Origin of the sequence: Lactimicrobium massiliense (assembly GCF_900343155.1) — a bacterium.
Classification (GTDB): Bacteria; Bacillota_I; Bacilli_A; order Erysipelotrichales; family Erysipelotrichaceae; genus Bulleidia; species Bulleidia massiliensis.
Genome location: NZ_OUNG01000004.1, coordinates 92823 through 118005, shown reverse-complemented (window position 1 = coordinate 118005; position 25183 = coordinate 92823). Strand labels below are relative to the sequence as shown.

Sequence of the window (25183 nt, the reverse complement as noted above, 5' to 3'; positions counted from 1 at the left end):
ATCGGACATGGATGTAAGATCAACAGCTAAGACAGTTCGCGTCACTCCGCGCAAGGCCAGACTGGCTCTGGATATGATCCGCGGCAAGAGTGTTGAGGAAGCCCTCGCCATTCTGCAGTTCACACCGAACAATGCGGCTCATGAGGTATACAAGGTAGTCAAGAGTGCTGCTGCCAATGCAACACACAATCATCAGCTGAACGCTGATGCGCTGTATGTCAAGCAGTGCTATGCGGATGAAGGTATCGTCATGAAGAGATTCATGCCGCGTGCCAAGGGCAATGCCGCACAGATTCTGAAGAGAACGAGCCACATCACAGTTGTGGTTTCGGATGAGAGATAAGGGAGGAAGATCAAGAGTATGGGACAGAAAGTAAACCCGATCGGCCTGCGTGTCGGCGTCATTCGTGACTGGGAGTCCAGATGGTATGCCGATAAAGCAGAGTACGGCGATCTTCTGAACGAAGATGTCAAGATTCGTAATTATCTTGAGAAGAATCTGAAAGATGCCTATATTTCGCACATTGAGATTGAGCGCACAGGCAAGAAGAATGTCCGTGTGATCATCCGTTGTGCTCGTCCGGGTGCCATCGTTGGCAAGAGCGAGGACGGCAAGGCTGAGAAGATGGAAAAGACCAAGGCTGGTCTGAAGAAGATTGTTGGCGATAAGACACTGAAGATTGATGTTGTTGCAGTTGCCAACCCGGATCTGGATGCACGCCTGGTTGCCCGCAAGATCTGCGAGCAGCTGGAGAACAGACAGTCCTTCCGTATTACACAGAAGAAGGCAATCCAGTCCACAATGAGAGCTGGCGCCAAGGGAATCAAGACACTTTGCAAGGGCAGACTGGGCGGTGCTGAAATTGCCCGTCAGGAAGGCTATGCAAAGGGTGTTGTTCCGCTGCATACACTGCGTTCTGATATTGACTATGCCTGCGAGGAAGCTCACACAACGTATGGCAAGCTGGGCGTTAAGGTCTGGATCTGCCGTGGTGAGGTTCTGCCGGGAGAGATGGTCAAGGAACCGGAAGCTCCGGCCCGCAACCCGAGAGACCGCAGAAACGGCAGAAGAAACAATAACAACCGCCGTTTCAATAACCGCCGTCCGGCTGCTGGCAGAGATGCCAAGGCTGCTGCACCGGCTGCTGGGGCAGGTGCCCAGGGAGGTAACGACTAATGTTAATGCCTAAGAGAGTCAAGTGGAGAAGACCCCACCGTCTGTCTTATGAAGGCCACGCCAAGGGCGGCACAAAGCTTGCCTTCGGTGAGTATGGTCTGGTAGCAGACGAGGGAGCTTATGTCTCCAGTGCGCAGCTTGAGGCTGCCCGTGTTGCCATGACACGTTATATGAATCGTGGCGGTAAAGTCTGGATCAAGGTTTTCCCGCAGCTGGCGAAAACCAAGAAGCCTCTGGAAGTACGTATGGGATCTGGTAAGGGTGCTCCTGATCACTGGGTCGCAGTTGTCCAGAAGGGCAGAATTCTGTTTGAAGTCGGTGATGTTGATGAAGCTACTGCCAGAGAGGCGCTTCGTCTTGCCGCTAACAAACTGTGCGTAAAGACACGCTTTGTGAAGAAGGGCCAGGAGGGACGCTGAGATGAATGTCAAGGAAATCAGAGATCTGAGCAACGAGGAACTTTCTCAGGAAGTTGTTTCGCTCAAGGAAGAGCTCTACAATCTGCGCTTTGCTCAGGCTACCGGAACCATTGAGAATCCGGCCCGGATCAAGGATATCAGAAAGACAATTGCCCGCATTAAGACAGTTCTGACAGAACGTGAGAATGCGGAGAATAAATAAGGGAGGAAGCAGACATGGCAGAAGAGAGAAACGCACGTAAGGTTCTGCGCGGTACGGTTGTCTCCGACAAGATGGATAAGACAATCGTTGTCGAGATCAATACCACGAAGCGCCATCCTTTATACGGCAGACACGTTAAGTTCACAACCAAGTTCAAGGTTCATGATGAAAACAACGAAGCTCATGTTGGAGATGTAGTGGAAGTGATGGAAACACGTCCGCTGTCCAAGGACAAGCATTTCAGACTGGTGAAGGTTGTTGAGAAAGCAGTTGTTCTTTAAGCACAGGAGGTAGAAAGCAATGATTCAGAATGAAAGCAGATTGCATGTTGCCGATAATACCGGTGCCAGAGAGCTTCTGGTCATCAGATGCATGGGCGGTTCCCGCCGTAAGAGAGCAAATATCGGCGATATCGTTGTTTGTGCTGTCAAGAGCGCTGCTCCGAATGGCACAGTCAAGGATGGTCAGGTAGTCAAGGCTGTCATCGTTCGTACCGTTTACGGTATCAGACGTGAGAATGGCAGCTACATCAAGTTTGATGATAATGCTGCAGTCATTATCAAGGACGACAATACACCGGCAGGTACACGTATCTTTGGCCCGGTCGCACGTGAGATCCGTGACGCCGGTTTCATGAAGATCGTCTCCCTGGCACCGGAAGTATTATAAGGAGGAGCCCGAGATGAAAATCAAGACAGGTGATGAGGTCAAGGTAATCAGCGGACACTACAAGGGAACAGTTTCAACCGTTAAGGAAGTGTTCCCGAAGGAGAACAAGGTCATTGTTGAAGGTGTCAACATGGTCAAGAAGTCTCTGAAGCCATCTCAGGCAAATCCCGAGGGTGGTATCGTAGAGAAGGAAGCTAAGATTGATGCTTCCAATGTCATGCTGTATGACAAGAAGGCCAAGGCTGCCAGCCGTGTTGGCTGGAAGGTTGCTGAGGACGGCACAAAGACAAGATACTTCAAGAAGTCCGGCAATGAAGTGAAGGAGGCTAAGAAGTAATGAACCGTCTGGAACAGAAATATAACGAGACAGTAAAGCCTTCTTTGATGAAGGAATTCAATTACAAGTCCGTCATGGAGTGCCCGAAGCTTGAGAAGGTCGTTCTCAACATGGGTGTTGGTGATGCAATTGCCAATCCGAAGCTGCTGGAAGAGGCAGTTGAGGAAATGACCATGATTTCCGGTCAGAAGCCGGTTGTCACAAAGGCCAAGAAGTCCATCGCTAACTTCAAGCTCCGTGAGGGCATGAGCATTGGCTGCAAGGTGACACTGCGCGGTGAGAGAATGTACGAGTTCCTCGACAAGCTCTTCAATATCGATCTGCCGCGTGTCAGAGATTTCCATGGTGTCAGTGGTACAGCCTTTGATGGCCGCGGCAACTATACGCTGGGTGTCAAGGAACAGCTGATCTTCCCGGAAATCAATTTCGATAAGGTCAACAAGGTCAGAGGTCTGGATGTTGTCATTGTTACATCCGCCAAGACAAATAAAGAAGCATATCAGCTGCTGAGTGAACTCGGCATGCCGTTTGCCAAGTAATAAGGAGGAGAACAATGGCAAAGACATCACAGAAGGTAAGACAGGCACGTCCTGCCAAGTTCTCCACACGCGCCTATACGCGCTGCGAGAGATGCGGACGCCCGCATTCCGTTTTAAGAAAGTATAAAGTATGCCGTATCTGCTTCAGAGAGCTCGCTTACAAGGGTGAGATTCCTGGAGTTAAGAAGGCTAGTTGGTAAGGAGGCAGCCCATCATGAATATGACAGATCCGATTGCAGATATGCTCACTAGAATCCGCAATGGAGCCAGTGCACATCTGGATACAGTGGATGTTGCGCCATACTCCAGGGTCAAGGCAGAGATTGCCCGTATCCTGAAGTCTGAGGGCTACATTGCTAACTATTCCACACAGGGTGACGGTATCGAAAAGAAGCTCGTTGTTACCCTGAAATATGCTAATGGTGCAAGCGTCATCAGCGGCATCAAGAGAATTTCCAAGCCGGGCCTGAGGGTTTATGCCAAGGGCGAAGAAGTACCGAAGGTACTGAATGGTCTTGGCATTGCCATCATCTCCACATCCAATGGAATGATGACAGATAAGGAAGCACGCAAGCTTCACGTTGGCGGCGAAGTCGTTGCCTACGTCTGGTAATAAATAAGAAAGGATAAATTCATGTCACGTATCGGAAACAAGGCGATTACCATTCCGTCCAATTGTGAGATCACAGTGAATGACGGCAATGAGGTGACTGTTAAGGGCCCTAAGGGAACTTTGACAAGAACATTTTCGCCGCTCATGACAATTGAGCAGAACGACGGTGTTCTTACCGTCAAGCGTCCTAATGACGAAAAGCATACCAAGCAGCTGCATGGTACAACCCGCGCACTGCTTGCTTCCATGATCGAGGGTGTTGAGAAGGGATTCTCCAAGACCATGAAGGTTGTCGGTATTGGTTACCGTGCAGCCCTGGCTGGCAATAAGCTGACTCTGAATGTCGGCTTCTCCCATCCTGTAGACTTCACTGTACCGTCCAACCTGACGGTAACTGTTCCGGATGCCAACACAATCGTTGTTGCTGGTATCGACAAGCAGGAAGTCGGTCAGTTTGCAGCTGAGGTCAGAGCAACCAAGAAGCCTGAACCTTATGGCGGAAAGGGTATCCGCTATGTTGACGAGCATGTCCGCCGCAAGGAAGGTAAGACTGCTGCAGCCAAGAAGTAATGGGAAGGAGAGAGCAAAATGCTGAATAAGACAAAGAAGAATGAAGAGCGTATCCGCCGTCATAAGCGTGTGCGCAGAGTAGTCAGCGGAACTCCCGACTGCCCGAGACTGAACGTATTCCGTTCCAACACAAACATCTATGCACAGGTCATTGATGACACCAAGGGCAACACCCTGTGTGCAGTGAGTTCCCTGGATCTCAAGCTTGAAAATGGCGGCAATATTGAGGCTGCCAAGAAAGTCGGTGCTGCTATTGCTGAAAAGTGCAAGGCTGCCGGCATTGAGTCCGTCCGTTTTGACCGTGGCGGTTATGTATATCACGGAAGAGTCCAGGCTCTGGCAGATGCAGCCAGAGAGGCTGGCCTGAAGTTCTAAGGAGAGGAGAAGACAATGCCAACTGAAAATACAACAGAGCAGCGTCCGGCAGCAGCTGAGGCTGCTACAGCACGTCCTGAGAGGGGCCGCCGTGATAACAACAATGGACGCAGACAGTTCAGAAGACGTCAGGAACCGAAAGAGTTCGAAGATGTCGTAGTCTCCATCAACCGTGTAAGCAAGACCGTCAAGGGTGGACGCAGAATGCGTTTCGCAGCACTGGTTGTTGTTGGTGACAAGAAAGGCAGAATCGGCTTCGGTATGGGCAAGGCCGCCGAAGTTCCGGATGCGATCAAAAAGGCAAATGAGGCCGCTGTTAAGAATGTCTTCAGAGTAAATCTGGTAGACGATAACAGAACTGTTCCTCATACAAGCATTGGCAAGCATGGTGCCGCTTCCGTCATCCTGCTTCCGGCTGCACCTGGTACTGGCGTTATCGCTGGTGGTGCCGTACGCTCCATTCTGGAGCTGGCTGGTGTTTCCGATGTCCTGTCCAAGGTTCATGGATCCCGTACCAGTGTCAATGTTGTCTATGCAACTTTGAATGCTCTGCAGCAGATGCGGACTGTTGAAGAAGTTGCCAAGCTGCGCGACAAGAAAGTCGCTGAGATTCGATAAGGAGGGAAACCCGATGAAACTCAATGAAATGAAAGCAACGGACGGTGCCCGCTTTACCAGAAAGAGAATTGGCAGAGGCCTGGGTTCAGGTCTTGGCAAGACATCTGGCAAGGGCCAGAAGGGTCAGAACTCCAGAAGCGGCGGCGGTGTTGCCATCGGTTTTGAAGGCGGTCAGACACCGTACTTCAAGAGAATGCCGAAGAGAGGCTTCACCAACTACACCCGCAAGGAGTATGCAACAGTCAATGTTGAAGCTCTCAACAAATTTGAGGATGGCGTCACTGTTGACTATGAAGCCCTCAAGGCAGCCGGCCTTGTAAAGAAGCATCTTGATGGTGTCAAGGTGCTCGGCAATGGCAAGCTTGAGAAGAAGCTTACCGTAAAAGCTGAGAAGTTCTCCAAGACTGCTCAGAAAGCAATTGAAGAAGCAGGCGGAAAAGCAGAGGTGCTCTGATTATGATGCATACGTTCGCCAGCATGTTTAAGAACAAGGAGATCCGCAAAAAGATATTCTTTACTCTGGCAATGCTGCTGATCTATCGCATCGGGTCTTCCATTCCTGTTCCAGGCGTGGATTCCACCGCACTCTCTCAACAGATTTCCGACAATTCAATTCTGAACATGATGAACCTGCTGGGCGGCGGTGCCCTGGAGAAACTGTCAATCTTTGCAATGGGCGTTACTCCTTACATTACCGCCAGCATCATCGTGCAATTGCTCAGTATGGATGTCATTCCGGCTTTGACCGAATGGGCAAAGTCAGGACAGACTGGCCGTCAGAAGATGGAGAAAACAACAAGATACCTTGGTGTTGTGCTCGCCTTCGTCCAGGCCTTCTCGCTTGTCTATGGCTTTGACAAGCAGTATTCCGTACTTGAAAACAGTGCCCTTTCCACTTATCTGTATACAGCTACCATTCTGACCGCGGGCTCCATGTTCCTGGTCTGGCTTGGTGACCGTATCAGTATGAAAGGTATCGGCAACGGTATTTCCATCATCATCTTCGCCGGCATTGTTTCCAACATGCCGACACAGTTTGCACAGGTTTACAGCATTCTGGCCGGTGGAAATACAAACAGTGAAGTATTCAATGGCGTACTGCAGTTTGCACTGTACTGCGTCGTGTATCTTGCAATTGTCATCTTCGTCGTTGTGATGGAGACAGCAGTCAGAAAGATTCCGATTCAGTACACCAACAGCATCTCCATGGGCAGAACTGCCCGCAATGATGTGACATATCTGCCGCTGAAGATCAACAGCGCATCGGTGATTCCGGTCATCTTTGCATCCTCGATCATGACAGCACCGCAGATTGTCATCAGCTTCTTCAATGCTGATCTGTATCAGAAACTGCAGAATTATCTGAGTCTGAGCAAGCCGTTTGGACTCTGCCTCTATGCTGTGCTGACAATTCTGTTTACCTTCTTCTACACTGACCTGCAGGTTGATCCGGACAGTGTCGCGGATAATCTGCGCAAATCGGATGCTTACATCCCGGGTATCCGCCCGGGCAGTGATACAAAGCAGTACCTGCACAAGGTTCTGAACCGTATCACTGTACTCGGTGCTCTGGCACTGACACTGGTAGCTGTTGTTCCGTATCTGCTGCCGATGTTCACAAGCATTCCAACATCCAGTGCCATTGGCGGCACCGGTATCATCATCGTCGTCGGCGTTGCTATGGAGACGATGAAGCAGATCAAGGGTCAATTGACACAGAAGTCATATCATGGCTTCCTGAATTAAAGGGGAGAAGAAAATGAACGTTCTGATTATGGGACCTGCCGGAGCAGGCAAGGGTACGATGTCGGATCTGATCCTGAAGGAATATGATATTCCGCATATTTCGACAGGTGATATGCTGAGAGCCAATGTTGCCAATCATACAGATCTTGGCAACAAGGCCAAAGCATATATGGATGCTGGCAAGCTGGTGCCGGATGAAGTCATCAATGCGATGGTGGAAGACAGGCTTCAGCAGCCGGACTGCCAGAAGGGATATCTCCTGGATGGCTATCCTCGTACACTGGTTCAGGCGAAAGAATTTGAAAGAATTGCAGCAAAGATCGGCAAACCGGTTGAATGTGTGCTTGGTCTTGAGGTAGACTTTGAGGTGCTCAAGGACAGAATCACCGGAAGAAGAATCTGTCCGAAGTGCGGTGCTACGTATCATATTCACAATTTCCCGCCGAAGGTTGAAGGTGTGTGCGACAACTGCGGCGAAAAGCTTGTCCAGCGCAGCGACGATACTGTCGAGAAGCTGACCAAGCGGATGGAAGAGTATGAGAAGAGCACAAAGCCGGTCATCGACTTCTATGATCAGAAAGGGCTTGTCACGCATCTGGATGCGTCCGGTAAGCCTGAGGCGGTGTTCGGTGCCATCAAAGAGGCCTTAGGAAAGATTGCTTAAATGTGAATCGGGGCGGATCGATAGGCGGTCCGCGCCCTGATTCTGTTTATTGCGTAAGAAAGAGAGAGTACATGTCGAAACAGGATGTCATTGAAATCGAAGGTGTTGTAACGGACACACTTCCTAATGCCAACTTCAAGGTGAAACTCCAGAACGGACACGAGATCCGTGCTCACGTTGCTGGTAAAATCCGTATGAATTACATTCGCATTTTACCAGGCGATCGGGTCACTGTCGAAATTTCACCGTATGATTTAACACGTGGGCGTATCACATACAGACATAAATAATGTCTGGACCAGGAGGTTTGTAAAATGAAAGTAAGACCTAGCGTAAAACCAATTTGCGACAAGTGCAGAGTCATCAAGCGCAAGGGCGTTGTGATGGTAATCTGTGAGAACCCGAAGCATAAGCAGAGACAGGGTTAATTTGGAGGAAGAATAAGAATATGGCACGTTTTGCTGGTGTAGATATTCCGAACAACAAACAGGTCGGAACATCTCTTACCTATATTTATGGCATTGGCCCGACAACTGCAAAGAAGATCCTGGCTGCTGCCGGTGTTGATGAGACCATCCGCGTCAAGGATCTGACTGAAGCACAGGAGACTGCGATTCGTCAGCAGATTGATGGTATTAAGACTGAGGGCGATCTGCGCCGTCAGACAGCTCTTGATATCAAGAGACTGATGGAAATCGGCTCTTACAGAGGCCTGCGCCACAGAAGAAGTCTGCCGGTCAGAGGGCAGAGAACACGCACCAATGCGCGTACCCGCAAAGGACCGCGCCGTACGGTTGCGAACAAGAAGAAGTAATAGGAGGACATTGGAATGCCAACAAAGAAGAATAACACTGCGGCAAAGACTCGCAAGAAGAAGATCCGCAGAAATGTGGCGAAGGGTGTCGCTCACATTCATTCAACATTCAACAACACAATCGTTACCATTGCGGATGAGGCAGGTAATGTCATTTCCTGGAGCTCTGCCGGAGCACTGGGCTACAAGGGTTCCCGTAAGTCTACACCGTATGTTGCTCAGCTGTGTGCTGAGGCTGCCGGCAAATCTGCTGTGCAGCAGGGCATGAAGACGGTTGAAGTCAACGTTAAGGGCGTTGGTCCTGGACGTGAGGCTGCGGTTCGTTCCCTGCAGACGGCTGGTCTGGAGATCACAGCAATCAATGATGTGACTCCGATCCCGCATAACGGCTGCCGTCCGCCGAAGAGACCCCGCGGTTAATGAGCTGAAAGAGGAGGATATTGCATGCAAAAGTTTGAACGCGCCGATTTTGAAGTACAGGAATACGTTGAATCCGAGAATTACGGAAAATTTGTTCTTTCTCCGCTGGAGAGAGGATTTGGTACGACGATCGGAAACGCACTTCGCAGAGTTCTGCTGTCCTCCCTGCCGGGAGCTGCGGTATTCTCAATCAAGGTAGATGGTGTGTACCATGAGTTCACAACCATCCCTGGTGTCAGAGAAGATGTATCCATGATCATTCTGCAGCTGAAGCAACTGATCATGAAAATTGAAGATGATGAGGTTTATACACTGCAGATCTCTGCCAAGGGACCGTGCACTGTGACAGCAGGTGATATCATCTGCCCGTCACAGGTTGAGATTCTCAACAAGGATCTTGTCATTGCCCATCTGGAAGCTGGCACAAGCCTTGAGATGGAACTGAAGGCCAAGAATGGAAGAGGCTATGTAAGTGCCGACATCAACAAGCAGCTCAATGTCGGTTCTTCTCAGGGTATTGGAACTGTGTATACAGATTCCATTTATACACCAATTGAGAAGGTCGCCTATTCCGTTGATCCGGCCCGTGTTGGTCAGGATGTTAAATATGATGCTCTGACCATGGAAATCACAACCGATGGCTCAATCAATCCGCAGAAGGCACTTGCCATGGCTGCCAAGATCCTGATCGATCATCTGGATCTGATCGCTGGCATCAATGAAGATGTCATCTCCATGGAAGACGTTGTCAAGGAAGGCGGCCAGGAGTCGCCAAGCAAGGGCCAGCAGATGATGATCGAAGATCTGGATCTGTCTGTCCGTTCCTACAACTGCCTGAAGCGTGCCGGTATCCAGACCGTGGATGAGCTGACACAGAAGACCGAGGATGAAATGATGAGAGTCCGCAACCTCGGCAAGAAATCTTTGAAAGAGGTTAAGGATAAACTGGCTGAGCTCGGTCTTGGCTTCAAGTCCTTTGACTGATAGGAGGAATTTACAATGTGGAATCGTAAGTTTGGCCGTAATGCGGATCACCGCAAGGCTATGCTCAGAAATCTCGCAACTTCCGTGATCCTGTATGGCAAGGTCGAAACAACTGAAGCCAAGGCAAAGGATCTGCGCTCTGTTGTCGATGAGCTGATCACACTTGGCAAGAAGGGTGATCTGGCAGCCCGCAGAAGAGCTGCTTCCTATATCCGCGATGTTGTCGCAGATGAAAAGACAGGCAAGACTGTCCTGCAGAAGCTGTTTGATGAGGTAGCGCCGAAGTATGCTGACCGCAAGGGCGGCTATACACGTGTTGTCAAGACTGGCACACGCAAGGGCGATGCTGCTCCGATGGCTTATATTGAACTGATCTAAGTTACGTAATGCCTGAGAGGTCTGTGCAATGCACAGGCCTTTTTGTTTTGTGCTACACTTTGGTCATGGAAGAATACATCTCTGATTACAAGAACGGATTGCTGCAGGTTTCTGCATCACTTCACCATTATTATGGACTGACATGTGAATATCAGGATGATCCGGATGTCTCACATTGGCTTTCCTCACATGCATTTCGCTGTGTCATTGTTGTTCTTGTAGATGGCATGGGATCACGCCTTCTGCAGAAATATGGCTCTGATTTATCCATCACAAAGCAGATGAAAAAAGAATGCATGACTGTTTTTCCACCTACCACCAGTGCTGCTACAACAGCATTGCTAACAGGAAAAAGCCCTGCTGAAAACGGCTGGCTTGGCTGGAATCAGTACTTTTCAGAAGTAGATGACAATGTCATCCTGTTTCTGGATAAAGCACAGTATTCCAGCAGAAAGTATCCTGGTTTTACAGAGAAGACACTGCCGGTCACTACCATTCTGGATCAGCTTGCAAAGGCGCAGATCTGTGCCGATTCAATCTGGCCTATGTTCGGCCATAATCCCTGTGCTTCTTTGCATGAGCAGTGCCTGCTGGCTGCAAAACTTTCCCATCAGTCAGATCTGCGCTTCCTTTATGTGTACTGGGACGGCTTTGATTCCTGGCTGCATGAACACGGACCTTCCCATCCGGATACAGGGAGACAGTTGGCTATGATCAATGATGATATCCTGGTGCTGGAAAAGATGGTGGACGAAGATACTGGTGTGCTTGTGATTGCTGATCATGGCCAGATTGACTGTACAATATATGAAATGCAGAAAGACCCGGAACTCATGGCGATGTTCCGCCATATGCCAGCCCTTGAAGCAAGGGCTTGTGCTTTCTATATCAGACCAGGCCTGGAGAAGTCTTTTGAAGATCTGTTTCATACACGTTTTGGCGGGAAGTTCTTATTACTGCGTAAGGAGGAAATACTTTCCCGGGAAATTTTCGGTCCCGGCATTCCTCATCTCCGGCTGCCTGAATTTATCGGAGACTATCTTGCTATAGCCAGAACACCGCTTTGCCTTACGGCAAAAACAAGTCATTTCCATGGTCAGCACGCCGGTGCCATGGCAGATGAAGCAATGATTCCCGTGATTCTGTCCGGGGAAAGTGTATAATGTTACGGATGAATAAAAACAGACAAATGCTGGCAGGTATTCTCTGCCTGATGATGGTATTTACAGGATGTAAATCCAAATCCACTTCCGGTGCTTCCTCTGCTTCTCCTTCTGCCTCGTCTTCTTCTGTCAGGACAACGGCAATGAAAGGGGATGTGTACAGCAGCTTTACATCTTCGATCAGCAATCGCGTAACGACGGATAACTATACGGTCGCGGTTTCGAATACGTATCAGATGACATATTCGGATGATACGATGGACGCCTATGATATGGATGGTGTTCTGCAGATGGCAGGTGATACTGCTTCCATCAGCCAGAATATTGATTCCAATGGGCTGCGTTCTACGTTCTCAGGCAACTGGTATGGAAACCGTCTGTACAATTCATACAATGGCATTACGTACTACGAAGACATGGATGCAGATAAGCTCAAGACATCCCTGCTGGTGCCGCTGGATCCCCTTGCGCTGGATCAGAGCATGATTGACAAGATTACCGGTACGACAGATAAAGATGGCAATGTCAGTTATACGATTACGATTGCACAGGATTCGTTGTCTTCTTTGTTTGAGCAGCGGTATGACCAGTATGGACTGAATCAGTATGACGGTCTGGAAGTGAAAGATGGTACAATCACTGATACGTTTGATTCCCAGGGCCATTTTACGGGTGAAACCGTACAGTTTGATACCGTGGTGACGCTGTCAGGGCAGCAAGTTGATACGCTGTACAAGTCGCAGGTAACCTATTCCCAGTTTGATACAACTTCGGTAACGATCAGTGATGATCAGAAGGCTGCCGAAGCTCAGTATGTGTCCTATCAGAATATTGATACAGATAGTATCCAGACCCTGAGTGACGATGATGACAGCGCTGAAAGTACGGTGACAGCTACGTTCCAGAAACGCCTGACTGGCAGGTTGAACTATACGGTGGATGGCAGTAAATACACATCCACGTTCAATGATGATAACGAGAGCTACATGATCGACTTTGACCAGCACATCTTTGAATATTCCAACCGTACCATTCACTACATCTATAACTGGGTGAGCGATACGGAGACCATGGGCGCATGCACCGCAAATTTTACGGATAATACACAGTCCAGTGACTGCCAGGATTCTACCGTGGATACGATGAAACAGGTCAAGCAGTGGTTTGAGATGGAATTGTATTACTGTGGACTGACACTGGATGATCTGGTGGCAGAAAGCAAATAACAGGACAACAGGAGGATAAAATGAGAGCTGTCATTTCGGTTGTGGGAAAAGACCATCCCGGTATTCTTGCTTTTGTAGCACAGTACTGTGCAGACCGTGATATCAATATCACGGATGTAACCCAGAAGGTACTGCAGGATTTGTTTACGATGATCATGACGGTGGAAGTGCCATCAGATCAGGAAGGCAGATTTGATGAGCTTGTCAGTGATATTGAGGCAAAGGGTGAGGCACAGGGCCTGAAGATTCATCTGATGAATGAAGAAATCTTCCATGCCATGCATACGATCTGAGGTACAGGAAGATGAGTGAGCGCGGTGAGAAGATTTTAGAGACCATCCGCATGATTGATGAGGAATGTCTCGATATTCGTACTATTACCATGGGAATTTCTCTGCTGGATTGTGCTGACAGTGATATTGACCGCTCCTGTGAGCGTATCATTGCCAAGATTACCAGCAAAGCGAAAAATCTGAAGCAGACAGCAAAGGATATCAGTGCCCAGTATGGCATTCAGATCGTTAATACACGCATCAGCGTGACGCCCATTGCCCTGCTTGTGTCTGCCAGTGGTGGTGACCCGGTGAAATATGCAAAAGCATTGGACAAGGCTGGCAAAGAGGTCGGCGTTGACTTCATCGGCGGCTACAGTGCCCTTGTACAAAAGGGTATGACTCCGGGTGACAAGGCTCTGATTGAAAGTATTCCGGAAGCACTTGCTGCTACGGACATCGTCTGTTCCAGTGTCAATATCGGTTCTACCAAGGCCGGCATCAATATGGATGCCGTGGCACTCATGGGTAAAGTTGTGCGTGAATGCGCTGAAAAGACAGCAGACAACAACTGCTTCGGTGCTTCCAAACTTGTTGTTTTCTGCAATGCTGTAGAAGACAACCCTTTCATGGCCGGAGCCTTCCATGGTGTCAGTGAGCCTGACTGCGTGATCAATACCGGTGTTTCCGGCCCGGGTGTTGTCCGTATGGCCATCCGTAAAGCTGGCAAGGATGCCACCATGGATGAGATTGCCGAAGTGATCAAGAAGACGGCTTTCAAGATTACCAGAATGGGACAGCTGGTTGGCACGGTTGCTTCAAAGAGGCTGGGTGTGCCGTTTGGGATCGTCGACCTTTCGCTTGCCCCAACGCCTGCCGTTGGTGATTCCGTTGCCCAGATTCTGGAAGAGATCGGCCTGGAAACCTGCGGCGGCCCGGGAACCACAGCCTGCCTTGCCATGTTAAATGATGCGGTGAAAAAGGGCGGTGTCATGGCCTCCAGTTCGGTCGGCGGCCTGTCAGGTGCCTTTATCCCGGTATCGGAGGATCAGGGCATGATTGCCGCAGCTGAAAAGGGTGTACTTTCGATCGAAAAGCTGGAGGCGATGACAGCCGTCTGTTCAGTTGGTCTGGATATGATCATTGTCCCGGGAGATACAACGGCGGAGACCATCTCTGCCATCATTGCGGATGAAGCAGCCATTGGCATGATTAATAACAAGACAACAGCCTGCCGCCTGATACCTGCCATCGGGAAGAAAGCCGGTGAGACACTCAACTTCGGCGGGCTGATGGGCTATGGCCCGATCATGCCGGTCCGGACGGTAAAACCGGATGTCATGGTTCACCGCGGCGGCCGCATTCCTTCTCCGATCCATAGTTTGAAAAATTAATCAGGAGGCAGTATGAATATTGCAGCGTTCTTCGATATTGATGGCACGATCTACCGGGAAGCCTTGATTACAGAATTGTTCAAGAAGCTGATTACCCATGAAATCATTCACGGTTCGGCCTGGTATAACGATGTGCAGCCTGCTTTCAATGCATGGGACAGAAGACAGGGCGAATATGATGATTATCTTTCCAGAATGGTTGAGATCTTCAAGGAAGCTATTGTTGGTATTTCCCATGAGCATATTGATCTGATTGCAAAGCGTGTCATTGAGCAGAAGGGTGACCGTGTTTATCAGTTTACCCGCGGTGAGATTGAGCGCCATAAGAAAGAGGGCCACAAGGTCATTGCCATCTCGGGTTCTCCTTATGAGCTGGTGCGTGAAATGGCTGCCCGGCATGGCTTTGATGATTTCCGCGGCACAATTTATAAAACGGATGAACATGGTAAATATACCGGTGAAGTAGTGCCGATGTGGGATGGCGTTTCTAAAAAGAAAGCCATGCTGGAACTGGCAGAACAGTATGACCTGGATCTTTCACAGTGCTGGTCCTATGGCGATACCAATGGTGATCTGACCATGTTTGAAAATACCGGCTATCCTACGGCAATCAATCCAACCAGAGAATTACTGCTGCACATTCAGCAGGAAAAGGATCTTGCCGAAAAGATGCGAGTCATCGTCGAGCGCAAGGATGTCATCTACAACATCGATATCAAATCATTGCATCTTGCATAATAACAAAGCCATCTGATCACAATGCAGATGGCTTTTTGGAATTTCTAGAACAATGTTAACTGGCGGTTTATCCAGGATTTCTGATCCACGTCAATGATGATGTCATCCTGCTGATAATTCCCAATGAGGAACGGAGAATCCGGATCATGCCTGCTCATATTGGTTCTGACCGTATGATTATCAAAGTTTGCATAACAGTACAGACAGCCATGACCGCATGTATTGTACATGCCGATATCATCCCCCAGCAGACAGGCACACTGTGCCCTGGCGGCTGTTTTTGACTTCGGTACGATCAGCTGGCAGCCGGTGGCTTCCTCCAGAACCTGCTTTGTCATGCAGCCGTCCGTATTGATACCGTATTTCTGTAATGATGTACTTTCACAGCATGCTCGTACAGGGATGTCATGGGCAGCAGCGATGGAAGAGAGCTTCTGTGCAAAGAATGCCTGCTGTTCAGGTGTGACTTCCTTTACATCGGGAAAATTCCGTTTTGTCTTGGCATACAGGTCAATGAAGCTGATGACACAGAAACTGATATACCCCTGCAGGGCAGCACAGATGGTTTCAAAAGCATGCAGGTGGTATTCAACGGAGTACTTTTCCGTGATGAAGATAGGATCATAGCGCCATGATACTGCCTGTTTCCCGACGACATTTGATAATTCCCGGATCTCTTTGATGATCCGGTGCTTGTCAGGTACATTTGGTTCAATATCTCTGCCGTAAGGTGTCAGAGTGACACCCCAGAACTGACGATATGTATCAAGCTGGTGAATTCTGCTGAGCATAGGTTCCGGGTTCTTTGTGCAGAACGAAATGATATCGACTGTGTCCGGGCTGATTCTGTATCTTCTTACCTGCTGCGGATTGTAGGGATTGCGCGTGCATACAAATCCGGCTTCAATCCTGTGATAGAACCAGCTGCTGTAAAAAGCTGGAATATCTGTCCGGCTTCCGGTATTGAGAATCATTTTATTCCTGACGGTAAACTTTCAGGATCTCACCAATGTACATCGTATGGAAGTCTCGCTGCGGATAGTTTGTATCAATGAGCTCTTTGTCCGTGAAGCATTCTTCCTGCAGCGTCTGGGCATAGATTTTACGGCAGACAAAGACAAGATCTGCTTCCTTGAAGGTAACGGTGCCGTCAGTATAAACTGGTGTCAGGCCTGCATTGGCAAGCTTGTTTTCATTCCGCCCCGAATGGGAGCCGATATAGCCCAGGGCTTTGCGGTATGCGGCAGGAAAGTGGTTCAGAGTAAACAGGTCTTCTTTATCGACAAATTGTCTGGTGTAACGGGTGGGGCGGACATAGCAGATGGCAGTGGGCAGATACCCGGGATGGCCATTGCGCTTCCAGATGGAGCCAAACTGTCCCCAGGCAACGGGCATGGCATTACAGCCATCCGTTTCATTGCCGGCTGCCAGAGCAAGCCAGTCCTTGCCAACCAGATCAAACGGATTCAGTTTCATTTCGTGAATATCAATCTCTTTCATAGAGTCCTCCATGGAATGCATTTCTCCTGTATCTGCATCATAGCACTTTTCTCTGATCTTTCTGAATCCGGATTGCCGGCATTGTTTCTGACACGCTCAAACAGACTATAATGTGTCTGAAGGAAGGTGATGGCATGATTGTGGAAGGTTTTATGGTACCGCATCCGCCGATTGCTGTACCTGAGGTTGGACATGAGGAAACCAGTAAGTGCGCTCAGACAATCGAAGGCTATCGGAAGGTGGCTGAAAGGATCAGAGAGATTGCACCGGATCTGATTATTCTTTCGAGCCCGCATGCAGTACTCTACAGGGACTGGTTTAATGTATCAGGTGGTGAGCGGGCATATGGCGACCTGCACCGGTTTGGTGCCCATGTCGAAATGGAAGTATCATATGATACAGAATTTGTCCGGACACTGATGAGAGTGAAGGATCCGGATTTTCCGTGCGGCACAGAGTATGACCGTGACGTATTTCTGGATCATGGCACAATTGTGCCGCTGTATTACATCAATCAGAAGTATACCAATTACAAGCTTGTGCGTTTGTCCTTGTCCGGATTTTCTTTAGCCATGCATTATGAACTTGGCATGTACTTGGAAAGAGCAGCAGAGCTGCTTGGCCGCCGGGCAGTGTTTGTGGCCAGCGGGGATCTTTCTCACTGCATGCCGGGATCCAGCTATGGCTGCCATCCGGAAGGCAGCGTGTACGATGAACGGATCATGAAGACGATGTCTTCGGGAAACTTTGGCGAACTGCTTACCTATGATCCAAATTTCCTGGATGCAGCGATGGAATGCGGACACCGCAGCTTCACGATCATGGCCGGTGCCTTTGACGGCTATGATGTGGCCTGTGAGCAATGGTCGCATGAAGCACCGTTTGGCATAGGCTATGGTGTTGCGCATGTTAAAAGAGAAGGCATTGATGACAGCAGACATTTCCTGCGCCAGTATCTGCATGATCAGCAGGCAAAGGTAGAACAGGAAAAGGCAAAGGAAGATGCCTTTGTATCGCTTGCCAGAAAGACCATTGAGACGTATGTCAGGGATGGAAAGGTATGGAAAGTGTCTGCAGTACCGGATGCGATGCAGGGCAGAGCGGGTGTGTTTGTGTCTCTGCACAAGGATGGCATGTTACGTGGATGCATCGGCACGATTCTGCCGGCCAGAGAAAATATTGCTCAGGAGATTGTGCATAATGCGATTGAAGCTTGTTCCAGAGATCCAAGGTTTACACCTGTAGAGGAAGAGGAACTGCCGTATCTGAGCATCAGTGTAGATGTATTAAGTAAGCCGGAATCCTGTGAGATGCACGATCTGGATGTGAAGAAGTATGGTGTGATCTGTTCTACCCGGGATGGCAGAAGAGGTCTGCTGTTACCGGATCTGGATGGTGTGGACAGTGTGAAACAGCAGGTACAGATTGCCTGTAAGAAGGGCGGTATTGATCCGGACAGTGACCATGTACTGCTGCAGAGGTTCACGGTGAGACGCCATGTCTGAGATTGTATGTGACTATTGCATGCATCACTGCCACCTGATGGAAGGAAAGACAGGGTTCTGCCGGGCAAGAAGGAATGTGCAGGGAAAGAATGTGTGTGACAACTATGGCAGGCTGACAGCCATTGCCATGGACCCCATTGAGAAAAAGCCCTTTGCCCGCTATTATCCAGGTTCTTTGATTCTGTCTGTTGGCTCCTATGGCTGCAATCTTGCCTGTCCGTTCTGTCAGAACAGTACGATTTCGATGGTAGATGAAAACCATGTGGACTACAGGACTGTCAGGCCAGATCAGCTGGCACAGATTGTGATGGCCCATCCGGAGAGTATCGGCCTTGCCTTCACATACAATGAACCACTGATCAGCTGGGAATATATCCGTGACTGTGCAAAGATCCTGAAACCGCAGGGAAAAAAGATTGTGCTGGTGACAAATGGCTGCATTTCACACGAAGTAATGGAAACACTGATGCCATACGTCGATGCGATGAATATTGATCTCAAGGGTGATGCAGAATTTTATCAAATAGAACTGCACGGCAGTCTGGATCTGGTAAAACAGACCATTGCCTATGTATATGACAAGTGTCATCTGGAAGTTACAACCCTTGTAATTCCTGGCAAAAATGACAGTGAAGCATTCATTGACAAAGAGGCATCCTGGCTTGCATCTCTGTCAAAGGAAATTCCGCTGCATCTGAGTAGATACTTTCCAAGGTATCATTATCAGCTGCCTGCTACAGATGTAGATCACATGAAGAAACTGCAGAAATGTGCACAGAAATATCTTTCATGGGTATATCTTGGAAATGTGTGGTAATTCGTGCATATGATGATTTGAAATGACCTGGCTTTTTGCCAGGGCTTTTTTCTTATCTTTTACAGAAATCATACATACGTTAAACGATCGGGTGGTTAGAACATATTGGAAAATGCATGTTTTGTTTATCATTGTCCAATTGCTTTTCTGCTTTGTTGAATATTTATCAAAACAGAAGTAATCTTAAATCAGCAATCTGTAAAACTGACAGGGTACATAGGAGACGAATCATTTTGATGGGTGTTTTGTATCAGCGGCGTATTTTCCTGTCAGGACGCAGAATATTTGTCAGGGGGATAAATCATGGCATTTATTGATATAGTGCAGTGGGATCCGCAAAGCAATGATATTTTTGCATATAAGTTTCCCAGAACGAATCTGAGTACAGCAACGCAGCTGATTGTCAGGGAATCACAGCAGGCTGTTCTTTTCTCAAAAGGAAAGCTGATGGGAAAATTCGGACCTGGCAAGCATACGCTTACGACGGAAAATCTGCCTTTGCTGCGGAATCTGTATGGGATTCCATTTGGTGGTAAAAATCCGTTTACGGCAGAAGTCTGGTTTGTCAATTGTACAGCACCGCTGAATATTGACTGGAAGACTTCGGCCATGCGGTTCATGGATCCGGATTATGGCCAGATGGTTCCGTTAATTGCCAGAGGCAGATATGGCTTGAAGGTAGAAGATGCAGAGAAATTCCTTGTGCAATTGGTCGGCTCACTGACGTCATTTACAGCTGCTGAGCTGACGGATCATTTTCAGGGAATGCTGATTTCAAAGACCAACAGCTGCATTATGGGTTATATGAATACAAACAGGGTGGGCATCAATGAGATTTCTTCCCATCTTGATGAATTATCCATGTTTATCAAGCAGCCGATGAGTGAATTCTGGGCAGATTATGGCTTCAGACTGGCAGGCTTCTATGTGACCGAAGTTAACCTTGATACATCGACAAAAGAAGGCCAGATGATCTCGGAAGCGCTGTCACAGCGGTCTGCACAGGGAATTGCCGGTTATACATGGCAGCAGTCCAGAATGTTTGATGTTGCAGATAATGCAGCCCAGCAGGGATCCGGTATGGGCATTCTGGCAGCTGGCATCATGTCTGGTTCATTCGGAAATATGGCCGGCGGCAATAATCATTTACTGCAGCCGATGGGTCAGCCGCAAAGCCAGATGGGACAGCAGTCAAATACATATATGCGAAAAGAATGGTTCTGCTCTGTATGCGGAGCAAAGCATCCGATTACGGTTCAGTTCTGTGATAATTGCGGCCACCACTACAATCCATGTCCGATGTGCGGTACTGATAATCCGGATCATGCCAGACGCTGCATCAAATGCGGTTGTCAGCTTGACAGCGGGGAACAAGCCGTTGGTTCTTATTGCTGGAAATGCCATAAACCGATTGCACCGGGCAAAAAGTTCTGCCCGTACTGTGGTGCAAAACAGGAGGAACAGTAAATATGGATCGCAGATCATCTGATAACTTCCGGATTGCTCTGTTTATCTTCGGGGCAGTAATCATTATTCTTGCCAGCATTCTTGTTCCACTGCGGATGCTGCTGCTGACAACACGGATTTTTGTCTGGATTTCCGTGTTTGTGATGTATCTCGTTATTGCTACGCCGTTTATTGCACCGCTGCTGCATTCAGATAAACTCGATGCCCTGTTTACCGGCGGCATCATTTATGCAAGAGGGGCATGCGTATATCTGATTCTTTCCATTCTGATTCTGTTTGCAGCAATTACCGGCACATTCCGGATTGGCATTCTTTACCTTTTCCAATTGACAGCTCTGTTTGTTCTGATTCTGTATCTCTATCTGTCGCTTGGGGCAGCCTCTTTTACATCCGGAGTTCAAAAGTATGAGAAAGACAAGTCTGCAGATCTGGATAAGGTTAAATCCGAGGCAAAGATGCTCAGTACATCACTTTCCGGCATGGATCCGGATATCTGCACGAAAATGGGGAAAATTGCAGAGGATATCCGTTATATTTCTCCATCTGATGATGGTCGGGCGAGAAATCTGGAAGTACAGATGCTCGATCTCTTGGATGAGATGAATGACCGCAGAAATATGGAGCCTTTTGATAAGGCAGCCTTCAGAAAGTATCTGGATCAGCTTCAGGCGCTGACAGCACAGAGAAAGAATTACTATTCAGAATAAGTGAGGAATATGAAAGATGGGAACGGGGAAAATCTTTGGAGATTCGACAAATATTTATCAGGATCAGGCCAGAGTATTATTTGATTATTATAAAAAAGCAGCAGAGAAAATCGTCGCTTCTGAAAATGAGGTACAGCAGAAGATCCAGGATCTGACAGATCATAAGAATGAGATGGAGAAAAAGATCGGGAGCTATAAAATTCTTTATATTGTGGGATTTGTACTTGCTGGAGCAGGGCTGATTCTTGGCCTTTTTTATCCCGCTTTACTTATTGCGGTAATTGCCGGAGCCATCATCGGCATCAAGTATCTGTTGGACTATAAGAAAGCAGAGAGAGATATTGCATCCTATGCGTCCGATCTGGAAGCTGCCAATCAGGAATTCAAGAATATACGCCGGGATTATTCGGTGCAGAAAATCGGGGTAGCATATGTGCCTGTCGCAACGAAGGTTCCTTATGAGGGAAAGAGTTTTCTATTGGATCATACTGGTACAGCCGGCAATACGGAATTCCATCTGAATGTGCTGCACCAGCCCCGGGAGCTGAGCCAGTCCATCCAGAATCTTCAGGCTTCGATGAAGAAAATTCCCGTTGTAGAGGGAAACAATGAGGCAGAGGCGGTCGATTCTTCTGAGTATTCACCATCCATGCAGACGGTTACGCTGCATGATTATACGGGAAATATTGACCGGCAGGTGCGCAATGTTTCCTATCTTCTGGATGACAGTGAAAATATCAGTGTTGATCTGCCAGTGATTCAGCCCGGGAGCAAGGAGGCTGCCGCAATTGATTCCTATGCGACAAATGACCCGGGCTCACATCCGGTTGTGGATGTTTTTGGCAATGATAATGATTCGAAACTGAAGAGTTTTGAGAATCTGAATGCATTCAAGAACCAGCTGAATGTCGATGGGGATGCCAATGGTATAGAGACGATGACAAAGCTGATGAGCCAGCTGGCCAGATCTGTCTCGACGCTTTCGAAAGAGAAGAATTACAGTGAAAGCAGGCTGCTGGATTACTCGTCTGCAATCTTTGCCAATGTCCTGAAAGCCGGTTTCAATGAATATTCTCCTTCTCTGGAAGCTGAGGAGATTGAAAGAATCCGCAATACTGATTTTGACTATCAGGAAGCGGTGAATGACTATACGCCATTCCGTCTGAAGAAGAGTTCCCAGGTCAGACTGGACATTTTCTCGAATAACTGGGTGGCTGAGGATGGATCACGTACGTCCATGCCTTTCAGCATGCATCAGATTGATGAGGAAATCTTTGCACCGGTTGTTTCTGCGCTGATGGCAGAAAACAGGGTTGAACGGCTGAAGATTTATAACAATATTGATGATCAGAAGCGGGAATATCTGGATAAATGGAATAGTGAAGTCGGTAATTATTATCGTGATAACAGAAAATCTGCGGATGCTTTGATCACCCAGATGAGAGAAACCTATGCAGATTATATGAGTGCATATAACATGTATAAGTCCCTGCAGAATACAACGGATTCACTGAATGCAAATCGCGATGTCAGCGCATCGGAAGTAAAGGAAATTGATGCGGAGGCTGAAATGCTTGCCGGATTTGAGGCACAGACGAAAGAGTGCAATCAGCAGCAGGAAGAGTTTGCATCATTCATGGACCGTGTCCAGGATAATATCAACGATATTACGAAGAGATTTGCACATATCGAATACTATGAGGGATCGCTGCGGGATGAGGTTTCTCATGAAACAGCGGTTGCTATGGGTGAGGCGGCAAATCTGGACAGCCGCAGAAAGAGCCTTGTCAGGATTTCTCCGTATATTGCCAGGAATGCTGAGCTTCCGGCTGAGCCAAAGAAGACTGAGAATCTGATGAAAGCAGTGGATCTTGATCTTGAAGAACAGGCAAAGCAGCAGATGGCAGCGGATCAGCCACAGGAGGCATAGGGATGGCTAACATTGACTGTGTGCTTGATACATCACCGATGGCACAATCGATTGATACAGTATCGAAACATGTTGCAGCAACAACGGCTGCGGTGGCAGCCATGCAGACAGCTGTCATTGCGACTCAGAAGAAAACTTCTGATGAAATCTGTGAGAATGTTGACCGTGGTTTCTTCAATCTGATCCGCTCTCAGGTATCTTCCAAGAAAGCAAAGTATTTTTCTGAAATGAATGCATCTTTCACACTGCTGATGCAGTATTCCAGGTCTCTTTCTGCACTTGGAAACCGTATGGAGGCAGATGTGGCCAGACTGCAGAGACAGTATTATAAGGTGTTCCATGGACTCGATAAATCTCTTGAGAACCGGATTACGGAGCTGGATCGTGAGGCAATGAAGATTGGCAGGTGCCGCCGCACACTTTTCTGCGATCGTGCCATCAGGAAGATCCCTGATACGGTCTGTTCAGAAGAAGATTCTGCCGGGACAAACGGACTGATTCAGAGTGCCCGTCTGAAGCAGAGAACCAGTGGTGCTCTGGAGGCGATTCAGAATAATATTCAGACAACTCAGTCGTACAAGAATCATGTGGCCGAGCTCATGAGGAATGAGACAGTTAGTACGCAGACGGAAGTCTATCTGCCACTGATCTGTGCCAGAGAGGAAAGTCAGATAACACCGGATTCTGTTCTGGACGTTGTGTATTTTCCAGATTGTCTCGATACAGACACCAGGGGCAGGATGGAAAGCAAAGTGAATGAATCGCTTCCGCAACTGATGGATGCGGCTGATAATACGGTCAGGAATGATGCAGTCAGGACAGCATTTCAGAAACTGGTGGCACAAGCTGGTCTTGATGAACGGATTGGACAGACAATGATGTCTCTTTTTGATCAGGGAGGCACAGAATGAGTTATACCAGAACATTCACAAAGGCAATTCCTGTCAGTGGAACAGTGACTGTCAGTTATCCTGCTTCTTCACATGGTGGTGTAAAAACAGCATCATATTCTGAACTTGTACCGGTGACGGTGAAAGTATTTGTCAATACTGACGCGTTTGATCAAAGTGTTGACAAAGCAGCACTGTCAACGGACGGCCTGACTGGTGCCGTAACGGCGATGGATCTTGCCCAGCGTCAGGAAATTGAGCAGAGTGGAAAGAAAATAGCAAAGAAGCTGACAGATGGTTTCTATGGATTGATCAGCAATGACCTGACCATGCAGAAGGCTTCAGAAAAGACAGTTCTGCAGGCAAAGTTTGCTTTACTGATGAATCTTTCCAAAGATATGAAGCAGAAACATGAACGCATGAATGATGATCTGGCCAAGCTGCAAAGGCACTATGCGAAGATTTTCGACAACCTGAATGATGAGTTGAAGAAAAGACTCAGCAGATTGGATGACAAGGCCTTTTATCTGTCGGATCATATCAAGCAGGATGTTCTTGTCAATCCATATGTATCTTCTGCATCTGCCAACATGATTTCGGCTTCAGAGACAGCTGATCTGAATCATCTGATCATATTGGGGAGGACCCGTGACAGTATTCATAAGGTGATGAACCGCATTGGCGAAACAGTAGATATGACCAGAGATTTCAACGCTTCAATTGCGTCTGTATTATCGCCGGATTCTGTCGGAACAATTGGAAAAGAATACATTCCGGTAGTTTACTGCAGGGATTGTGATGTGTCCAGGGCGTATGTTTCTCAGGTGGATCATGAAGAAGAGATGGTTTCTGCTGTACAGAGTCATATGGATGCTGCAGAAGAGGAATCCTGGAAAACAATGGATGACGAAACAGCGGCGCGTATTGAACAGCCTTTGATGAAGATGATCGAAGATGATGCCGCCCACAGTGAAAACAGTCAGAGAGTTTATGAGCTGATGATGAAGATGTGGAATCATGACAAAGCTGTCATGAAGAATGTGTGAGGA

36 protein-coding genes are annotated in these 25183 nt (G+C 48.2%); 34 read left to right on the top strand and 2 right to left on the bottom strand.

Annotation, left to right across the window (positions count from 1 at the left end):
* The first annotated feature begins 7 nt into the window (after positions 1 to 7).
* From rplV to DHU66_RS08335, 27 genes are all read left to right on the top strand, one after another.
* Entirely contained in the window at positions 8 to 343 is a 336-nt protein-coding gene (gene rplV, locus DHU66_RS08465) for a 50S ribosomal protein L22 (protein ID WP_108775516.1), read from the top strand.
* A gap of 18 nt (positions 344 to 361) precedes the next feature.
* Positions 362 to 1177, top strand: a complete 816-nt coding sequence (gene rpsC / locus DHU66_RS08460; protein WP_108775515.1) for a 30S ribosomal protein S3 — start codon at positions 362 to 364, stop codon at positions 1175 to 1177.
* Positions 1177 to 1596: a 50S ribosomal protein L16 gene (rplP, locus tag DHU66_RS08455; RefSeq protein WP_108775514.1), complete on the top strand. Its 420-nt coding sequence runs from the start codon at positions 1177 to 1179 to the stop codon at positions 1594 to 1596. The genes rpsC and rplP overlap by 1 nt, the downstream gene beginning before the upstream one ends.
* Before the next feature lies 1 nt (position 1597).
* On the top strand, positions 1598 to 1798 hold the full coding sequence (gene rpmC, locus DHU66_RS08450; protein WP_108775513.1) for a 50S ribosomal protein L29: 201 nt from the start codon (positions 1598 to 1600) through the stop codon (positions 1796 to 1798).
* A 14-nt stretch (positions 1799 to 1812) separates the two neighbouring features.
* Complete coding sequence (gene rpsQ / locus DHU66_RS08445; protein WP_108775512.1) at positions 1813 to 2079, top strand: 30S ribosomal protein S17; 267 nt, start codon at positions 1813 to 1815, stop codon at positions 2077 to 2079.
* Between the two features lie 19 nt (positions 2080 to 2098).
* Entirely contained in the window at positions 2099 to 2467 is a 369-nt protein-coding gene (gene rplN / locus DHU66_RS08440) for a 50S ribosomal protein L14 (RefSeq protein ID WP_108775511.1), read from the top strand.
* Between the two features lie 13 nt (positions 2468 to 2480).
* Positions 2481 to 2804 carry a 50S ribosomal protein L24 gene (gene rplX / locus DHU66_RS08435; RefSeq protein WP_108775510.1) on the top strand — a complete coding sequence of 108 codons (324 nt, stop codon included), beginning with the start codon at positions 2481 to 2483 and terminating at the stop codon, positions 2802 to 2804.
* Positions 2804 to 3343 carry a 50S ribosomal protein L5 gene (gene rplE, locus DHU66_RS08430; RefSeq protein ID WP_108775509.1) on the top strand — a complete coding sequence of 180 codons (540 nt, stop codon included), beginning with the start codon at positions 2804 to 2806 and terminating at the stop codon, positions 3341 to 3343. The genes rplX and rplE overlap by 1 nt, the downstream gene beginning before the upstream one ends.
* A 14-nt stretch (positions 3344 to 3357) precedes the next feature.
* Complete coding sequence (locus DHU66_RS08425) at positions 3358 to 3543, top strand: type Z 30S ribosomal protein S14 (protein WP_108775508.1); 186 nt, start codon at positions 3358 to 3360, stop codon at positions 3541 to 3543.
* 14 nt (positions 3544 to 3557) lie between these two features.
* On the top strand, positions 3558 to 3956 hold the full coding sequence (rpsH, locus tag DHU66_RS08420) for a 30S ribosomal protein S8 (RefSeq protein ID WP_108775507.1): 399 nt from the start codon (positions 3558 to 3560) through the stop codon (positions 3954 to 3956).
* Positions 3957 to 3977: 21 nt separating this feature from the next.
* Positions 3978 to 4526 carry a 50S ribosomal protein L6 gene (rplF, locus tag DHU66_RS08415; RefSeq protein ID WP_108775506.1) on the top strand — a complete coding sequence of 183 codons (549 nt, stop codon included), beginning with the start codon at positions 3978 to 3980 and terminating at the stop codon, positions 4524 to 4526.
* An 18-nt stretch (positions 4527 to 4544) separates the two neighbouring features.
* Positions 4545 to 4901: a 50S ribosomal protein L18 gene (gene rplR, locus DHU66_RS08410; protein ID WP_108775505.1), complete on the top strand. Its 357-nt coding sequence runs from the start codon at positions 4545 to 4547 to the stop codon at positions 4899 to 4901.
* Positions 4902 to 4916: 15 nt separating this feature from the next.
* Positions 4917 to 5519, top strand: a complete 603-nt coding sequence (rpsE, locus tag DHU66_RS08405) for a 30S ribosomal protein S5 (protein ID WP_108775504.1) — start codon at positions 4917 to 4919, stop codon at positions 5517 to 5519.
* A gap of 13 nt (positions 5520 to 5532) precedes the next feature.
* Positions 5533 to 5973 carry a 50S ribosomal protein L15 gene (gene rplO / locus DHU66_RS08400; protein WP_108775503.1) on the top strand — a complete coding sequence of 147 codons (441 nt, stop codon included), beginning with the start codon at positions 5533 to 5535 and terminating at the stop codon, positions 5971 to 5973.
* A 2-nt stretch (positions 5974 to 5975) separates the two neighbouring features.
* A complete protein-coding gene (gene secY, locus DHU66_RS08395) occupies positions 5976 to 7265 on the top strand; it encodes a preprotein translocase subunit SecY (RefSeq protein ID WP_108775502.1) in 1290 nt (429 codons plus the stop codon).
* 13 nt (positions 7266 to 7278) lie between these two features.
* On the top strand, positions 7279 to 7929 hold the full coding sequence (locus DHU66_RS08390; RefSeq protein WP_108775501.1) for an adenylate kinase: 651 nt from the start codon (positions 7279 to 7281) through the stop codon (positions 7927 to 7929).
* A 71-nt stretch (positions 7930 to 8000) separates the two neighbouring features.
* Positions 8001 to 8219, top strand: a complete 219-nt coding sequence (infA, locus tag DHU66_RS08385) for a translation initiation factor IF-1 (RefSeq protein WP_108775500.1) — start codon at positions 8001 to 8003, stop codon at positions 8217 to 8219.
* Between the two features lie 24 nt (positions 8220 to 8243).
* The gene (rpmJ, locus tag DHU66_RS08380) at positions 8244 to 8357 is read left to right on the top strand and encodes a 50S ribosomal protein L36 (protein ID WP_006525027.1); all 114 of its coding nucleotides are present in this window, start codon (positions 8244 to 8246) and stop codon (positions 8355 to 8357) included.
* Between the two features lie 20 nt (positions 8358 to 8377).
* Complete coding sequence (rpsM, locus tag DHU66_RS08375; RefSeq protein ID WP_108775499.1) at positions 8378 to 8743, top strand: 30S ribosomal protein S13; 366 nt, start codon at positions 8378 to 8380, stop codon at positions 8741 to 8743.
* Positions 8744 to 8758: 15 nt separating this feature from the next.
* The gene (gene rpsK, locus DHU66_RS08370) at positions 8759 to 9163 is read left to right on the top strand and encodes a 30S ribosomal protein S11 (RefSeq protein ID WP_108775498.1); all 405 of its coding nucleotides are present in this window, start codon (positions 8759 to 8761) and stop codon (positions 9161 to 9163) included.
* Positions 9164 to 9187: 24 nt separating this feature from the next.
* Positions 9188 to 10147: a DNA-directed RNA polymerase subunit alpha gene (locus DHU66_RS08365; protein ID WP_108775497.1), complete on the top strand. Its 960-nt coding sequence runs from the start codon at positions 9188 to 9190 to the stop codon at positions 10145 to 10147.
* Positions 10148 to 10162: 15 nt separating this feature from the next.
* Entirely contained in the window at positions 10163 to 10525 is a 363-nt protein-coding gene (gene rplQ, locus DHU66_RS08360) for a 50S ribosomal protein L17 (RefSeq protein WP_108775496.1), read from the top strand.
* Positions 10526 to 10590: 65 nt separating this feature from the next.
* Complete coding sequence (locus tag DHU66_RS08355; RefSeq protein ID WP_167836332.1) at positions 10591 to 11688, top strand: alkaline phosphatase family protein; 1098 nt, start codon at positions 10591 to 10593, stop codon at positions 11686 to 11688.
* An 8-nt stretch (positions 11689 to 11696) separates the two neighbouring features.
* Entirely contained in the window at positions 11697 to 12914 is a 1218-nt protein-coding gene (locus DHU66_RS08350; RefSeq protein WP_135358339.1) for a hypothetical protein, read from the top strand.
* 20 nt (positions 12915 to 12934) lie between these two features.
* Positions 12935 to 13207 carry an ACT domain-containing protein gene (locus DHU66_RS08345; protein ID WP_108775493.1) on the top strand — a complete coding sequence of 91 codons (273 nt, stop codon included), beginning with the start codon at positions 12935 to 12937 and terminating at the stop codon, positions 13205 to 13207.
* 11 nt (positions 13208 to 13218) lie between these two features.
* On the top strand, positions 13219 to 14580 hold the full coding sequence (locus DHU66_RS08340) for a PFL family protein (RefSeq protein WP_108775492.1): 1362 nt from the start codon (positions 13219 to 13221) through the stop codon (positions 14578 to 14580).
* A gap of 12 nt (positions 14581 to 14592) precedes the next feature.
* Positions 14593 to 15318: an HAD family hydrolase gene (locus DHU66_RS08335; protein ID WP_108775491.1), complete on the top strand. Its 726-nt coding sequence runs from the start codon at positions 14593 to 14595 to the stop codon at positions 15316 to 15318.
* A 44-nt stretch (positions 15319 to 15362) separates the two neighbouring features.
* Here DHU66_RS08335 and DHU66_RS08330 read toward each other — a convergent pair whose 3' ends face one another.
* Together DHU66_RS08330 and DHU66_RS08325 are read right to left on the bottom strand one after the other, a co-directional pair.
* Positions 15363 to 16292, bottom strand: a complete 930-nt coding sequence (locus tag DHU66_RS08330) for a DUF1848 domain-containing protein (RefSeq protein WP_108775490.1) — start codon at positions 16290 to 16292, stop codon at positions 15363 to 15365.
* 1 nt (position 16293) lies between these two features.
* The gene (locus DHU66_RS08325; protein ID WP_108775489.1) at positions 16294 to 16818 is read right to left on the bottom strand and encodes a flavin reductase family protein; all 525 of its coding nucleotides are present in this window, start codon (positions 16816 to 16818) and stop codon (positions 16294 to 16296) included.
* Positions 16819 to 16928: 110 nt separating this feature from the next.
* On the opposite strand from DHU66_RS08325, the gene amrA reads away from it, so the two are divergent.
* The 7 genes from amrA to DHU66_RS08290 all read left to right on the top strand — a co-directional run bounded on the left by amrA (position 16929) and on the right by DHU66_RS08290 (position 25180).
* Positions 16929 to 18323, top strand: coding sequence for an AmmeMemoRadiSam system protein A (amrA, locus tag DHU66_RS08320; protein ID WP_209451790.1), 1395 nt, complete (start codon positions 16929 to 16931; stop codon positions 18321 to 18323).
* Positions 18316 to 19140 (top strand): AmmeMemoRadiSam system radical SAM enzyme, encoded by an 825-nt coding sequence (gene amrS / locus DHU66_RS08315; RefSeq protein ID WP_108775488.1) that lies wholly within the window; start codon positions 18316 to 18318, stop codon positions 19138 to 19140. The genes amrA and amrS overlap by 8 nt, the downstream gene beginning before the upstream one ends.
* A 303-nt stretch (positions 19141 to 19443) precedes the next feature.
* Positions 19444 to 20607, top strand: a complete 1164-nt coding sequence (locus DHU66_RS08310; protein ID WP_108775487.1) for an SPFH domain-containing protein — start codon at positions 19444 to 19446, stop codon at positions 20605 to 20607.
* A 2-nt stretch (positions 20608 to 20609) separates the two neighbouring features.
* Positions 20610 to 21314, top strand: coding sequence for an MFS transporter (locus DHU66_RS08305; RefSeq protein WP_108775486.1), 705 nt, complete (start codon positions 20610 to 20612; stop codon positions 21312 to 21314).
* A 16-nt stretch (positions 21315 to 21330) separates the two neighbouring features.
* Positions 21331 to 23244 (top strand): hypothetical protein, encoded by a 1914-nt coding sequence (locus tag DHU66_RS08300; RefSeq protein WP_108775485.1) that lies wholly within the window; start codon positions 21331 to 21333, stop codon positions 23242 to 23244.
* Between the two features lie 2 nt (positions 23245 to 23246).
* Positions 23247 to 24155, top strand: a complete 909-nt coding sequence (locus tag DHU66_RS08295) for a hypothetical protein (RefSeq protein WP_108775484.1) — start codon at positions 23247 to 23249, stop codon at positions 24153 to 24155.
* Positions 24152 to 25180, top strand: coding sequence for a hypothetical protein (locus DHU66_RS08290; RefSeq protein WP_108775483.1), 1029 nt, complete (start codon positions 24152 to 24154; stop codon positions 25178 to 25180). Before DHU66_RS08295 ends, DHU66_RS08290 begins: the two co-directional genes overlap by 4 nt.
* The last annotated feature ends 3 nt before the right edge of the window (positions 25181 to 25183 follow it).